This window comes from Chryseobacterium sp. II3a, from assembly GCF_057815135.1.
On sequence record NZ_JBYPZJ010000002.1, the window covers coordinates 203,780 to 218,584 of the forward strand.

Annotated in this window: 13 protein-coding genes; 10 read left to right on the forward strand and 3 right to left on the reverse strand. The window is 35.6% G+C overall.

Annotation, left to right across the window (positions count from 1 at the left end; genetic code table 11):
• Positions 1-401 precede the first annotated feature (401 nt).
• From infB to rimP, 3 genes are all read right to left on the reverse strand, one after another.
• Positions 402-3,356 (reverse strand): translation initiation factor IF-2, encoded by a 2,955-nt coding sequence (gene infB / locus AC3HD6_RS05750; RefSeq protein ID WP_488895481.1) that lies wholly within the window; start codon positions 3,354-3,356, stop codon positions 402-404.
• Between the two features lie 79 nt (positions 3,357-3,435).
• The gene (gene nusA, locus AC3HD6_RS05755; RefSeq protein ID WP_347216810.1) at positions 3,436-4,671 is read right to left on the reverse strand and encodes a transcription termination factor NusA; all 1,236 of its coding nucleotides are present in this window, start codon (positions 4,669-4,671) and stop codon (positions 3,436-3,438) included.
• 18 nt (positions 4,672-4,689) lie between these two features.
• A complete protein-coding gene (gene rimP, locus AC3HD6_RS05760) occupies positions 4,690-5,157 on the reverse strand; it encodes a ribosome assembly cofactor RimP (protein WP_488895482.1) in 468 nt (155 codons plus the stop codon).
• 214 nt (positions 5,158-5,371) lie between these two features.
• Here rimP and AC3HD6_RS05765 point away from each other — a divergent pair, with 214 nt between their 5' ends.
• From AC3HD6_RS05765 to AC3HD6_RS05810, 10 genes are all read left to right on the forward strand, one after another.
• Complete coding sequence (locus AC3HD6_RS05765; protein WP_488895483.1) at positions 5,372-6,685, forward strand: UDP-glucose dehydrogenase family protein; 1,314 nt, start codon at positions 5,372-5,374, stop codon at positions 6,683-6,685.
• A gap of 4 nt (positions 6,686-6,689) precedes the next feature.
• On the forward strand, positions 6,690-7,769 hold the full coding sequence (rfbB, locus tag AC3HD6_RS05770; protein ID WP_488895484.1) for a dTDP-glucose 4,6-dehydratase: 1,080 nt from the start codon (positions 6,690-6,692) through the stop codon (positions 7,767-7,769).
• Positions 7,770-8,010: 241 nt separating this feature from the next.
• Complete coding sequence (gene rfbA / locus AC3HD6_RS05775; protein ID WP_488895485.1) at positions 8,011-8,874, forward strand: glucose-1-phosphate thymidylyltransferase RfbA; 864 nt, start codon at positions 8,011-8,013, stop codon at positions 8,872-8,874.
• 169 nt (positions 8,875-9,043) lie between these two features.
• Positions 9,044-9,892 (forward strand): ABC transporter permease, encoded by an 849-nt coding sequence (locus AC3HD6_RS05780; RefSeq protein WP_488895486.1) that lies wholly within the window; start codon positions 9,044-9,046, stop codon positions 9,890-9,892.
• 44 nt (positions 9,893-9,936) lie between these two features.
• Positions 9,937-11,196 (forward strand): ABC transporter ATP-binding protein, encoded by a 1,260-nt coding sequence (locus AC3HD6_RS05785; protein WP_488895487.1) that lies wholly within the window; start codon positions 9,937-9,939, stop codon positions 11,194-11,196.
• The gene (locus AC3HD6_RS05790) at positions 11,193-11,594 is read left to right on the forward strand and encodes a sugar 3,4-ketoisomerase (protein ID WP_488895488.1); all 402 of its coding nucleotides are present in this window, start codon (positions 11,193-11,195) and stop codon (positions 11,592-11,594) included. Before AC3HD6_RS05785 ends, AC3HD6_RS05790 begins: the two co-directional genes overlap by 4 nt.
• Positions 11,584-12,006 carry a sugar 3,4-ketoisomerase gene (locus tag AC3HD6_RS05795; RefSeq protein ID WP_068940445.1) on the forward strand — a complete coding sequence of 141 codons (423 nt, stop codon included), beginning with the start codon at positions 11,584-11,586 and terminating at the stop codon, positions 12,004-12,006. Before AC3HD6_RS05790 ends, AC3HD6_RS05795 begins: the two co-directional genes overlap by 11 nt.
• Positions 11,996-12,493, forward strand: a complete 498-nt coding sequence (locus AC3HD6_RS05800; protein ID WP_488895489.1) for an acyltransferase — start codon at positions 11,996-11,998, stop codon at positions 12,491-12,493. The genes AC3HD6_RS05795 and AC3HD6_RS05800 overlap by 11 nt, the downstream gene beginning before the upstream one ends.
• Positions 12,486-13,586 (forward strand): DegT/DnrJ/EryC1/StrS family aminotransferase, encoded by a 1,101-nt coding sequence (locus AC3HD6_RS05805; RefSeq protein ID WP_488895490.1) that lies wholly within the window; start codon positions 12,486-12,488, stop codon positions 13,584-13,586. Before AC3HD6_RS05800 ends, AC3HD6_RS05805 begins: the two co-directional genes overlap by 8 nt.
• Entirely contained in the window at positions 13,587-14,804 is a 1,218-nt protein-coding gene (locus tag AC3HD6_RS05810; protein ID WP_488895491.1) for a glycosyltransferase, read from the forward strand.
• Position 14,805: the final 1 nt, after the last annotated feature.

Here is a 14,805-nt window from a genome sequence, read left to right on the forward strand (position 1 = left end):
AAATAAAAAATAAACCTACTAAAAAAGGATTTAACAAATAATAATTCGATGCAAAAAAAATTATTTATAATGAATCTAAATTATAACAGTGCTAATTTTCAACTAAATACATATTAAAAATAAAAAAATTTAACCAGTTTTAGGGATATACAGAGTTTTATATAACATATACCAAATTTCTATTTTTTAACCAAAAACGCTACAATGCAACTCTTTAATAACGTTAATGTTTCTTTACTTAGAAAAAACTATTTTTAACATCTTTTCATTTTTATCTCAAGCAGATACTTATAGAAAAGAAAATTTTTCATGAAGCAACCTATCTACAGATTTCAATCATCAGCAAAAAAATAAGCCGTCTCATTGAGATGGCTTATTCTATATACTTATGTATCTGATTATTATTTCAGCTTTTTCTTAACAGCTACTTCTTCGTAAACTTCAAGAATATCTCCGATTTCAATATCGTTATATCCTTTTAAGTTAAGACCACATTCGTACCCTTTTGTTACTTCTTTAACATCATCTTTGAAACGCTTCAAGCTTTCAAGCTCTCCATCGAACTTCACAATACCATCTCTTAACAAACGTACTTTAGACTGTCTTGTCACTTTTCCTGTAAGAACCATACAACCTGCAATTGAACCTACTTTAGAAATCTTGAATACCTCTCGGATCTCAACATTACCAATCACCTGCTCCTGGATTTCCGGAGAAAGCATACCTTCCATCGCTTCTTTTACTTCATCAATTGCTTTATAGATTACAGAATATGTTCTGATCTCAATTTCCTCACGGTCTGCAAGTTCTTTCGCATTAGCACCAGCTCTTACATTAAATCCAATGATAATAGCATCTGATGCTGCTGCTAAGTTGATATCAGATTCAGTGATCTGCCCTACACCTGAGTGAAGGATTTTCACGCTGATTTCTTCTGTAGATAATCTTTGTAACTGATCAGAAAGCGCTTCCACAGAACCATCCACGTCACCTTTAAGGATAATATTCAATTCTTTGAATTCTCCTAAAGCAATACGTCTACCTAATTCTTCAAGGGTTGTATGCTTTTTCGTTCTGATAGAAAGTTCTCTCTGTAACTGCTCTCTCTTATTAGCGATCGCTTTACCTTCACTTTCGTCAGTGTAAACACGGAATTTATCACCAGCTGTAGGTGCCCCGTCTAAACCTAAGATTGTTGCAGGAATTGAAGGTCCTGCCTCTGCAAGATTCTTTCCTCTTTCATCAAGCAACGCCTTTACTTTACCGTGGTTTTTACCTGCTACTACATAGTCACCTACTCTTAAAGTTCCGGTCTGCACCAACATCGTTGCCACATATCCTCTTCCTTTATCAAGAGATGCTTCGATAACCACTCCATTCGCTGAACGGTCTGGATTAGCTTTTAATTCAAGCATTTCTGCTTGTAATAAAACTTTCTCCAATAACACGTCTACATTATTACCGAATTTTGCAGAGATTTCCTGAGCCTGAACATTTCCACCCCATTCTTCTACTAAAACCGGTGGGTTTAATCCAGAAAGTTGCTGACGGATGTTGTCAGGGTTTGCATTTGGTTTATCTACTTTGTTGATAGCGATAATCATTGGTACTCCAGCAGCCTGTGCGTGAGCAATTGCCTCTTTTGTTTGTGGCATTACGTCATCATCGGCAGCAATTACGATAATTGCAATATCTGTGATCTGAGCACCTCTTGCTCTCATCGCTGTAAAGGCCTCGTGACCCGGTGTATCTAAGAATGTAATTCTCTGACCATTTTCCAGTTTCACATTATAAGCCCCAATGTGCTGAGTAATACCTCCTGATTCACCTGCAATTACGTTAGTTTTTCTAACATAATCCAGTAATGAAGTTTTACCGTGGTCAACGTGTCCCATTACAGTAACTACCGGAGCTCTTGATACTAAGCTTTCTTCGCTATCGATTTCATCTTCTGCATCTGTATCCTCAAGATCCGCATCAGAGAATTCAATTTTATATCCAAATTCATCGGCTACTAACAATAAGGTATCAGCTTCCAGTCTTTGGTTCATGGTAACCATTACCCCAAGGGAGAAACAAGCAGAGATTACTTCAGTTGGAGAAACGTTCATTAAGCTCGCTAATTCCCCTACTGTAATAAATTCTGTTACCTTCAGCGTTCTGTCTTGTGCTTCAAGCTCCTGCTGACGTTCATCTTGCTCTCTACGGAAGGTTCTTTTATCTTTTCTGTGTTTTGCAGATTTAGATTTACCTCCTTTATTGGTAAGTTTTTCTAAGGTTTCCTTGATCTGGTTTTTAACTTGCTCGTCAGTTAATTCAACTGGCATCACTCTTTGACCAGGTCTATTGTTTTGACCACCTTTCTTAAATCCACCACCTTGGCCGCCTGGACGGTTTCCACCTTGGTTATTTCCGAAACGGTTTCCACCTTGACCACCTTGACCTTGCGGACGATTCCCTTGTCCACCTTGTCCTTGGCGGTTTCCACCCTGTCCACCACCATTATTATTGTGCGGACGGTTTCCACCTTGGCCACCTTGGTTATTATTTCCAGAGTTTTGATTGTTTCCACCTTGGCCTTGGTTATTCTGACCTCCGCCTGGTTTTTCAATTCTCTTTCTCTTCTTTTTAGCACCAGCTCCTGGTTTTGGGGCAAATTGAGTTAAGTCAATTTTTTCACCTACGATCTTAGGACCGTCCAGTTTCTGATAAACAGTTTCAATTTTTTGAGGTTCCTGATTTTCAGGTTCAGCGTCCACTTTCGGAGCTTCTATTTTTTTCTCTTCTACCACTGGTTTTGGAGTTTCTTTTACAGGTTCTACCGGTTTTTCTTCTTCTTTTTTCTCCTCCATTTTTGGTTTGTCTTTTTTCACAGGTCTATTTCTAGATTCTATTTGAGACAAATCAATTTTATCCAAAACTTTAAATTCCTGCTTTTCTGGAGTTGCTTTTACTTCCGGTTCTTCTTTCACAATCTCTTCTTTCTTTTCTTCAACCGGTGACGCTACAGGAGCAGCAGGGGTTTCTTCAACTTCAGGTTTTGCAGGTTCTAAATCTATCTTACCTAAAATTTTAGTTTCTGGTTTATTTGCTTTAGCTCTTATCACTTCAGGGGTTTTCTTCTCTTCAATTTCCAGTTTTTCTTCCGGAACTTTAGTGATCACCACCTCATGGGAAGCTTTTCTTTGTTCGCCATCTTTAGCAAACTCAGCTTCCAATGCAGAATATGCCGATTCTTCCAATTGAGCGTTAGGATTGCCTTCAACCTCGAAACCCTTTGAGTGTAAAAACTCTACTAATCTGGACATCGAGATGTTGAATTCCTTAACCGCTTTATTTAATCTAATTTTTGGCATCTATATTATTTACTGTTTTTTAATTTTTAAAATTAAAGTATTTCCTTTTTTACTGTCTTATTAAGATTTATTTTACATCTTAATCTTCAAATTCTTCTCTCAGAATACGTTTAACCTCTTCAATTGTTTCTTCTTCAAGGTCAACCATATTTAAAAGACTCTCAGTCTCTTTATCCAATACTGATTTTGCAGTTGTAAGTCCTACTTTCTTAAACTCATCCAAAATCCACTGCTCGATATCGTCATTAAATTCTCTCAATTCAACATCGTCATCCTCGCTGGACTCTCTGTAAACATCAATTTCATATCCTGACAACCAAGAAGCCAGTCTGATATTTTGTCCTTGTTTTCCGATTACTTTAGAAATTTCTTCAACAGGAGTATAAACTAATGCATAGTTAGCATCTTCATTGATATCAATTTTATTAACCGTTACATTTCCTAAAGCTCTCTTCACCAAAATCTCAGGGTTTTTAGACCACTGAATAACATCGATGTTTTCATTTCTCAACTCTCTTACTACCCCATGAATTCTGGATCCTTTAACACCCACACAAGCTCCTACAGGATCAATTCTGTCATCATAAGCATCTACTGCAATCTTCGCCTTTTCTCCTGGGATTCTCACTACCTTCTTCAGGATAATAGTTCCGTCCTGGATTTCAGGAATTTCCAGCTCTAATAATTTCTCTAGGAATTTAGGTGCAGTTCTGGAAATAATAATCTGCGGTTTTGAACCTTTAAAATCTACTGTCTCAACAATAGCTCTGATATTCTCACCCTTTTTAAAGAAATCGGATGGGATCTGGTTTTCTTTTGGCAAAATGAATTCGTTTCCTTCGTCATCTAATAAGATAACATGTTTGTGACGGATGTGGTGAATTTCACCTACAACGATTTCACCAATTTTATCTCTAAACTGTTCATACAGCATCGCATTATTATGCTCCTGAAGTTTTGTAGCCAGGATTTGCTTAAGGGTAAGAATATTTCTTCTTCCCAACTGTGCAACAGGAATTTCCATTGTAAAGTCTTCGCCCACTTCGAAGGTAGGGTCAATCTTCTTCGCTTCAGAAATTTCAATTTCTAAATCATCATCTTCAGACATTTCGTCCTCTACAATTGTTTTATTTAAAAATATCTGAAAATCCCCTTTGTCCGGGTTTACAATCACATCAAAGTGGTCATCTGAATCGAATCTTTTTCTCAAAAGAGTCTTCAGTGAATCTTCAATAATTGCCATAAGATCAATCTTACTGATCCCTTTTTCGTCTTTAAAATCACCAAAGGATTCAATCAACGCTATATTATCCATCTATTCTTTTTTCTTTTTTTAAAATTTAATTACTACTAATGCCTTTTTAATCTCAGAGTAAGCAATCTCTTTCTCCTCCTCCACATCTACTTTTCCTTTTCCAATATCTTTCGGCTTTCGGTAACGTAGAACAAGTGTGATTTTCTCATCGTCTACTTTTGACAATTCCCCTTCAATTTTAGAAGAATCCTCCAGCATCACTTCAATCTCTCTTCCTATGTTTTTATTGAACTGTCTTGGCGTTACTAATGGCTCGCTTAATCCTGCAGACATCACCTGAAGGCTGAAATCATGCTCTTCACGATCCATATTGAATTCTATAGCACGGCTTGCATCAAGGCAGTCTTGCAAAGAAACTCCATTATCACCATCTAAAATCACTGTAATATCATCCCCTGCAGAGATCTTAAGATCAATAAGAAAAAGATCTTTTCTGGTCTCAAGGAATTCATTTAATAATTCTTCAATTCTTTTTTTAAACTCCATACATTCTTTTATCTTGATTTACAGTACGAAAAAAGGCTTTCTTGCGAAGCCTTCCCATTTTTTCCGTAAATCCATTGCAAATATACGCTTTTTTTCCAAAAATGCAAAATTATCTTATTATCAAGCAAATAGAAGGAAATTCATTTACATTAAATTAAAGAAGCAGATGAAGGTATTTTTATTACTTTTGTCCTAGAATTAAAAAACAAACATTTTGAATATAACGATTGTAGGAACAGGTTATGTAGGTTTAGTTACAGGAACTACTCTGGCGGAACTTGGCAATTCAGTATACTGTGTTGATATTGATGAAAAAAAAGTAGAAGGTATGAAAAACGGCATAGTTCCCATCTATGAGCCGAATCTTGAAGAAATGTTTCTTAGAAACATCCAGTCTGAAAGATTATTTTTCACTACCAATTTAAAAGAAGCTTTAGATAAAAGTGAAGTGATTTATCTGGCATTACCAACTCCTCCAGGAGAGGATGGTTCTGCAGATCTTTCTTATGTATTGAAGGTCGCTAATGACATTGGAGAAATGATGACCGAGTACAAGGTTGTTGTGAACAAAAGTACTGTTCCTGTAGGTACTGCAGACAGAGTGAGAGAGACCATATCGTCTAAAACAAACATCCCTTTTGATGTTGTTTCCAATCCCGAATTTTTAAGAGAAGGTTTTGCCGTTGAAGATTCCATGAATCCTGCAAGAGTAGTTGTAGGAGCAAGTTCTGAAAGAGCGAGAGATATTATGGCTAAAATTTACCAGCCATTTACGAATACCGGTATTCCGATTATTTTTATGGATGAAAAATCATCGGAACTTACAAAGTATGCCGCCAATTCATTTCTGGCAGTAAAAATTACCTTTATGAATGAAATCGCCAACTACTGTGAAAAAGTAGGCGCTGATGTAGATAAAGTAAGATTAGGAATGGGGAGTGATGACAGAATCGGACACAGGTTCCTCTTCCCGGGCATTGGGTATGGAGGAAGTTGCTTTCCTAAAGACGTAAAAGCTCTCATAAAATCCGGAAAACAGGAAGATTTCAACTTCCAGATTCTGGAAGCTACAGAAAATGTAAATACTTCACAAAAAGTAATTCTTGTCTCTGAAATTGAAAAATATTTTGGCGGAAATATAGAAGGAAAAAAGATTGCGATGTGGGGTCTTGCCTTCAAAGCCAATACAGATGATATCAGAGAAGCCTCTTCTTTGGACAACATTGCACTTCTATTGGAAAAAGGAGCAACAGTTGTGGCTTATGATGCAGTTGCCGAAGCCAATGTTCAAAAACTTTTGGGAGACAAAATTCAGTACGCCAAAGGAATGTATGATGCACTGGAAGATGTAGATGCTTTATTTATTGCTACAGAATGGCCGGAGTTCAAGAATCCTAATTTTGAGCTTATGGCTAAAAAAATGAAAAATAAAGTTATTTTTGACGGAAGAAACATGTATCCGTTAGAAATTCCAGAACAAAACGGATTCTATTATAAAAGTATAGGTAGGAAAACAATTACAAAATAAAGAAATGAAAAATATCATTATTACGGGGGGAGCAGGATTCATCGGATCCCATGTTGTAAGAGAATTTGTAAAAAACAATCCAGGAAGTATGATCATCAACCTTGATGCACTTACTTATGCCGGGAATTTAGAAAATCTAAAGGACATTGAAAATGAGCCTAACTATGTTTTCGAAAAAGCAGATATCACAAAACCTGAAGAACTAAGAAAAGTTTTTGAAAAATACAATCCGGATGCAGTTGTGCATTTGGCAGCAGAAAGCCACGTTGACAGAAGTATTACTGACCCAATGGCTTTTATTAACACCAACGTAAATGGAACAGCCAACCTTCTAAACCTTTGTAAGGAGTTCTGGACTTTAAACCCAGACCATACTCACGGAAGATTCCCTGATGAAAAAAGAACAAATCTATTCTATCATGTTTCCACTGACGAAGTATACGGAAGCTTAGGAGAAACAGGATTTTTCCTGGAAACTACGTCTTACGATCCTCAGTCTCCATATTCTGCCTCAAAAGCAGCATCTGACCACTTGGTAAGAGCCTATGGAAACACATACGGAATGCCGTTTATTGTATCCAATTGTTCTAATAACTATGGTCCCAACCATTTTCCAGAGAAATTGATTCCACTTTGTATTTCTAATATCATTAATGAAAGACCATTACCTATTTATGGAGATGGAAAATATACAAGAGACTGGCTATTTGTAATTGATCATGCGAGAGCTATTCATCAGATATTCAATGATGCTAAAACCGGAGAGACTTATAATATAGGAGGATTCAACGAATGGCAGAATATCGATCTTGTAAAAGAACTGATCAAACAAATGGATGCTAAATTAGGGAAACCGGAAGGTTATTCTGAAAAGCTAATCACTTTTGTAAAAGACAGACCCGGTCATGATAAGCGTTATGCTATTGATGCCAATAAATTAAACAAAGATTTAGGCTGGAAACCATCTGTAACATTTGAAGAAGGATTAGGAAAAACCATCGACTGGTATCTTGAAAATAAGGAATGGCTGGAAAATGTAACCAGCGGAGATTATCAAAAATACTACGAAAAACAGTATAACTAAAGAACAAATTCATAGTCATCAGCCATTTCAATTTCTGATGACTATGAATTTTCATTATATAGTTCATTCTCCTATAATATCAGTTATACCAGATGAAAATCTAAAAGAACTGATAAAGCTTCATAAAAAGATTGGTGACCCATTGTTCAAAAAGCCGCTCAATCTTTTAAGGAACTATTGATCTCAACATCAAAAACAATTGAACTATACAATTAGAGAATACCAAATAATAAGGAAAAAGATGAAAGGAATAATATTAGCCGGAGGATCCGGAACAAGACTTTACCCTCTAACCATTGCCGTAAGCAAGCAGTTGATGCCTGTTTATGACAAACCTATGATTTATTATCCACTATCCACTTTACTTTTAGCTGGAATTAAGGATATTCTGATTATTACTACTCCACATGACCAAGCTGGATTTATTAAATTATTGGGCGATGGCTCACAGATTGGCTGTAATATAGAATACGTTGTACAACCTAGCCCGGATGGGTTAGCACAAGCTTTCATTCTGGGAGAACAGTTTATTGGTAATGATCCCGCAGCACTTGTTTTAGGAGATAATATCTTTTATGGTTCTGAAATGGGAACTTTATTAAAAAACAAAACCAATCCGGACGGAGGTGTTGTTTTCGCTTATCATGTTGCTGATCCTGAAAGATATGGAGTTGTAGAATTTGATGATAATTTCAAAGCGATTTCCATTGAGGAGAAACCATTAAAACCTAAATCTAATTATGCAGTCCCTGGCCTATATTTTTATGACAACAATGTAGTGGAAATTGCCAAAAACATACAACCTTCTGCAAGAGGAGAGCTCGAAATTACAGACATTAATAATGTTTATTTGAAAAACGGAAAACTTGAAGTTGGAGTTCTAGATAGAGGTACGGCATGGCTGGATACGGGTACTTTTGATTCCCTTAATGATGCTTCAGAATTTGTAAGTGTTATTGAAAAGAGACAAGGCTTCAAGATTGGATGTATTGAAGAGATAGCATTCAGAAATAAATTCATCAACGAAGAGAAACTGCTGGAAACCGCCACAAAATATGGAAAAAGCGGCTACGGTGAGTACTTAAAAAAACTTGTTGGTCAATAATCACATCATTTATAAACTTTAAAAACTATTGGCTTTATAGTCAATAGTTTTTGTCATAATAACAAATATCAATATATTAGTTATTATTTTTTAGTTTTACGTAAACAATAACTTACCAACTAAAATACGGCAAGAATTAATTATTATAAATTTGTAAAAACTCACACTGATGAATGAACCACAGCAAAAGTGGACAGAAACCATTGAAGCGAATCATTCTTTACTTGATTTAAAACTCAAAGAAGTCTGGCGGTATAAAGATCTTATTTACATGTTTGTAAAGAGAGATTTCATATCAAGTTTCAAGCAAACCATTTTGGGCCCAATCTGGTTTTTTATAAATCCCATCTTTACAACAATCACCTATCTGATTATTTTTGGAAGATTTGCAAAACTACCTACAGATGGTGCTCCCGGTATCATATTTTATCTTTCTGGAGTTACTTTATGGAATTATTTCTCCGGAGCATTGCTGGGGACAACAGCAACCTTTACAGGGAATGCCAATATATTTGGTAAAGTCTATTTTCCAAGATTAGTAACCCCTATATCAATTGTCATTTCAAACCTGATGCGTTTAAGTGTACAATTTATTTTGTTCCTTATTGTATGGGGATATTATCTTATCAATCATGAAGTTTCTCCTAATTGGTGGATCTTAGCCACTCCTTTTTTATTAATCCTTATGGCCCTTTTTGCATTAGGAGTTGGAATGATATTTTCTGCACTTACTACAAAATATAAGGATTTAAGCATGCTTTTGACGTTTGGTATCAGCTTATATATGTATGCGACACCGGTAATTTATCCTGTGTCTATGCTTCCGGGATATTTCAAAAAGCTTGCAAAATTCAACCCATTAACAGGTATTTTTGAATGCTTCAAGTATGGCTGGCTAGGTGTGGGAGATTTTTCTCCGGTAATGCTGGTTGTCAGCACTATCATTATCCTGATTCTTCTGGTAATAGGAGTTATCACTTTTAACAAAGTAGAGAAGACCTTCATGGATACTGTCTAATTGAGATAAAAACACTAGAACAAAAAATTTAAAAACTGAAAAAAATGCTAGCTTTAAAAGCAGAAAACATATCAAAACAATACCGCCTGGGTGAAGTGGGAACAGGAACTCTTTCCCATGACCTCAACAGGTTTTGGCATAAGATAAGAGGCAAAGAAGATCCTTACTTAAAGATTGGTGAAGCCAATGACAGAGCTTCCAAAGGAAATTCTGACTACGTATGGTCACTCCGTGATATCAACTTTGAGATTGAACAAGGAGATGCGGTAGGAATCATTGGCAGAAACGGAGCCGGAAAATCAACATTGTTGAAACTGTTGAGTAAAGTAACCAAACCCACCACAGGAAAGATTTATACAAATGGCCGAATAGCATCTCTATTAGAGGTAGGGACCGGTTTTCACCCTGAAATGACAGGTCGGGAAAATGTATTTCTAAATGGCGCCATTCTGGGGATGACCAGAAAAGAAATTACCCGCAAATTTGATGAAATCGTAGACTTTTCAGGAGTTGAAAGATATATTGACACCCCTGTTAAAAGATATTCTTCGGGAATGTATGTGCGTCTTGCATTTGCAGTGGCAGCTCATCTTGAATCTGAAATTTTAATTGTAGACGAGGTTCTTGCAGTAGGTGACGCTGATTTCCAGAAAAAATGTTTAGGAAAAATGAATGATGTGGCTAAGGGAGAAGGCAGAACCATTCTTTTTGTAAGTCATAATATGACTGCTGTAAAAGAGCTTTGCAATAAAGGTATCCTTTTGACCCAGGGAGCTCTGGAATATGAAGGAGATATGCTGAGTACCATTATAGAATATCAAAAAAACAGCGCATCTACGTCTCATTATCAATACAACGGGAATCTTGATGATGCCATAGGGAATGAAAATATCAGAATAAAGGAATTTTCAGTCTCTGCGCAACATGGTGAACTTATTGATATTAATTCCGGGATAAGAGTTAAATTAGTATTTCATAATAACCGTCCCAATATCAATCTGGATGCAACATTTGAATTAAGAAACTATGAAGAACTTATTATCTTCCATGTAGGAAAAATTCTTAGTAAGAATCAGGATTCTAAAACAGGAGATTATTCTATTGAGTTTGATATTCCGGCAGGATTGTTAAATGCTGGGAATTACTACTTTAAATTGTTTTTCGGAAAAGACCAAACTGAAGCCCTATTTATTCTTGATAATTCTGTAGGATTTGAAGTCGAAAACGTAAAAGTAGGAAGCAAAATGCATGTGTACCCAGGAATTACAAGACCTAACTTTGACTATAATGTAAAAATGCCATGATACCCCAAATAATACAGTTTCCAAAAATATATGATAAGCGGGGAAACCTTTCGTTTCTTGAACACCCTAATCAACTTCCTTTTGAAATTGCCAGAACTTACTGGATCTATGATGTTCCGGGTGGAGAACTTAGAGGCAGTCATGCTTTTAAAGAGCAACAGGAAGTGATCATTGCTTTATCAGGAAGCCTTGATGTTGTCATCCATGATGGAAAGGAAGAAAAAGTGTATTCATTAAACCGTTCCTATTACGGGTTATACATTCCTAAAATGTATTGGAGGAGACTTGAAAATTTTTCAACCAACTCTCTGGCACTCATTGTTTCTGATAAATCGTATGATGAAAATGACTACATAAGAGATTTCGAAATCTTTAAACAGCTTACACATGAAGGATAAAGTTTCAGTTTTTGATTGCAGCGTCATCGATCTTGGCAAAATAGGTTTTGATGAAGGTAATCTTACAGTGGTTGAAAATGATTCTCATTTTCCTTTTAATGTAAAAAGAGTTTTTTATCTATATGATATTTCTGGTGGAGAAAGCCGGGGTGCACATTCCCATAAAGAATGTCATCAATTTCTGATTGCAGCCAGTGGAAGTTTTGAAGTATCACTGGATGACGGAAAATTTAAAAGACAGGTATTTCTTAATCGTCCCGATTTAGGATTACACATTCCACCGGGAATTTGGGCTTCAGAAATGAATTTTTCTTCAGGAGCTATTTGTCTGGTTTTGGCTTCTCATCACTATAATGAAAACGATTATGTGAGGGACTATGATACTTTTTTAAAAATACAAAATGGATTATAAAAAACACCCTTTGGCCGACGTCCAATCTGAGAATATTGGTGCAGAAACCATGATCTGGCAGTTTTGTGTTATTTTAAAAAATGCTAAAATTGGCAGCAACTGTAATATCAACTGCAATGTATTCATAGAGAATGATGTTGTCATTGGAGATAATGTGACAATAAAGCCTGGAGTTCAGGTATGGGATGGAGTTACTCTTGAGGATAATGTTTTTATTGGCCCTAATGTAACGTTTACCAATGACTTAATTCCTCGTTCTAAACAATATCCAATAGAATTCAGTAAAACTCTTGTGAAAAAAGGAGCTTCTATTGGAGCCAATGCAACCATCATTGCCGGTAATACCATTGGAGAAAATGCTTTAATCGGAGCAGGAAGTGTGATTACAAAAGATGTTCCACCCAACACCGTTTGGTTTGGAAATCCGGCAAAGCAAAAAGGAACTATTAATAATGGAGAAATAACATATACAAACACTCATGATTAAATTTTTAGATCTTCAGAAAATTAATTTAGAATACCAACATGAAATAGAGGCTAAACTCATTGATGTTTTCCGTTCCGGATGGTACTTGATGGGAAAAGAGCTTTCAAATTTTGAAACGAACCTTTCCAATTATATTGGTGCAAAACATGCCATTGGAGTAGCTAATGGTCTGGATGCCCTTCGTCTTATTCTTCGAGGCTATATTGAATTGGGAGTGATGAATCCCGGTGATGAAATTATTGTTCCCTCCAATACTTATATTGCCTCCATTCTTGCCATTTCGGATAATGGATTAATTCCCGTATTGGTAGAACCGGAAATCAATACTTATAATATTGATATTTCTAAAATTCAAGAAAAAATTACATCTAAAACAAAAGGCATTCTGCTTGTTCATTTACAAGGAAGAGTTGTTTTTTCAGATCAGCTTAAGGAAATAGCCAATCAACATCATCTTAAAATCATTGAAGATAATGCCCAGGCTATTGGTGCTGAATGGGATGGTATAAAATCCGGAAACCTTGGAGATGCAGCTGGGTTCAGTTTTTATCCTGGTAAAAACCTTGGAGCTTTGGGAGATGCAGGAGCAGTAACAACCAATGATGATGATCTGGCTAAAGCCATCAGAGCATTGGCAAACTATGGTTCCAATCAGAAATATGTCAATATTTATAAAGGATTAAACTCCAGATTGGATGAAATTCAGGCTGCCGTTTTGGATATAAAGCTTAAATATATTGATCGTGAAAATGAAGTAAGGAGAGCTATTGCCCAACGTTTCATCAATGAAATTACACATCCTGAAATCATTCTTCCTGAATATCCCGAAAATGAAAAAGAGCATGTATGGCATGTTTTTGTAATCAGATCATCAAAAAGAGATGAACTTCAGGCTTATCTTACGGAAAATGGAGTTCAAACCCTGATCCACTACCCTATTCCACCTCACAAACAGGAGGCCTATAAGGAATGGGAACAACTTTCGTTTCCCATCAGTGAAAAAATACATCAGGAAGTTCTAAGTCTTCCTATATCTTCTGTAATGAACGAGGAAGATATAACGACGATCATTAAAGCTATAAACAAGTTCTAAATGCCAAAAAGGAAAAGACTTTTATTTGTAACCAATTCATTACAAAAAGCGGGATCTGAAAAATATACTTTTGAAATAGTAAAGAATATAGATAAATCGCTGTTTGATGTGGAAGTATTGACCACTGCTGATGTTCATATAAATAAAAAATTTCCGCATGTTTATTATTTTGAACTCAAGAAATTAGGGATAAAGATTCACACAACTCTTTACAGACCGGGAGAAATTCAAGCGTCTTTCATCAATCGTCTTCCTCTCAAAAAAGTCTCCAATTATATTCTATTCAGAATTAACAGATATAGAAGAAGCAGTCTGTACCACAAAAGACTACGTAAGCTTTTTAGTTCTTTTGATGCGGTCATTCTGGTGGATGCTTTATTCTTTCATCATATAAAAAATAATCTTGATCCAGCTATCTACTTTGAAACACATTTGATGTGCCATCAGGCCCAGTTTAATAAGGATTTCAAAATTTATGATGCCTATGACAAAAATTCTACTGAATACAATTTTGTATATGCTGATGAATATCAATTAAGCGAAATAGAAGCCCAGGAAGTTAAAATAAAAAATACCTTTGGATTCCCATTATCAATCAATATTGATGAGTTGAATCCTGTAGATTACCACAAAATTGTGGAAAAAAAGGAGTTTAATATTGGGGTCTTTACAAGAATCAATCGAATAAAACCTATTGACAAGATTTTGGAAGCTTTTGAGATTTTAAAAAATTTAAATGCTGAAGTAAAACTTAAAATCTTTGGTCACATTCAAGATCCTGATTATCATAAAGAATTAATGGAGATCATCAAAAATAAAGGACTTAATCATCATATTTCCTTTGAAGGGCATGCTGAAAACATGTTGGAAGGAATTAAAGAAAAGAATGTTTCTCTTGCATGGATTGTTTCCATCTATGAATATGTAGGGTATGCTGCCACTGAATTATGTATGAATAATATCCCTATTATTCTGGATAATATTGATGGAAATAATTTAATAAAGCCTATTGACAATGAGACATCTATACCACCCTATTTTTTCACCCCTTCAGAACTGGCAAAACATACACACTATATTATATCCAACAATAAGTTAAAAGAGTTGCAACAGTTAGAAACAGATCAGTTTTTATCTTACCATAATCTTGAGAAAAATATAGGCCACTACGAACAGTACCTGCTAAACACACTTAAAAACAAAGAAGAAAAAATTTAAT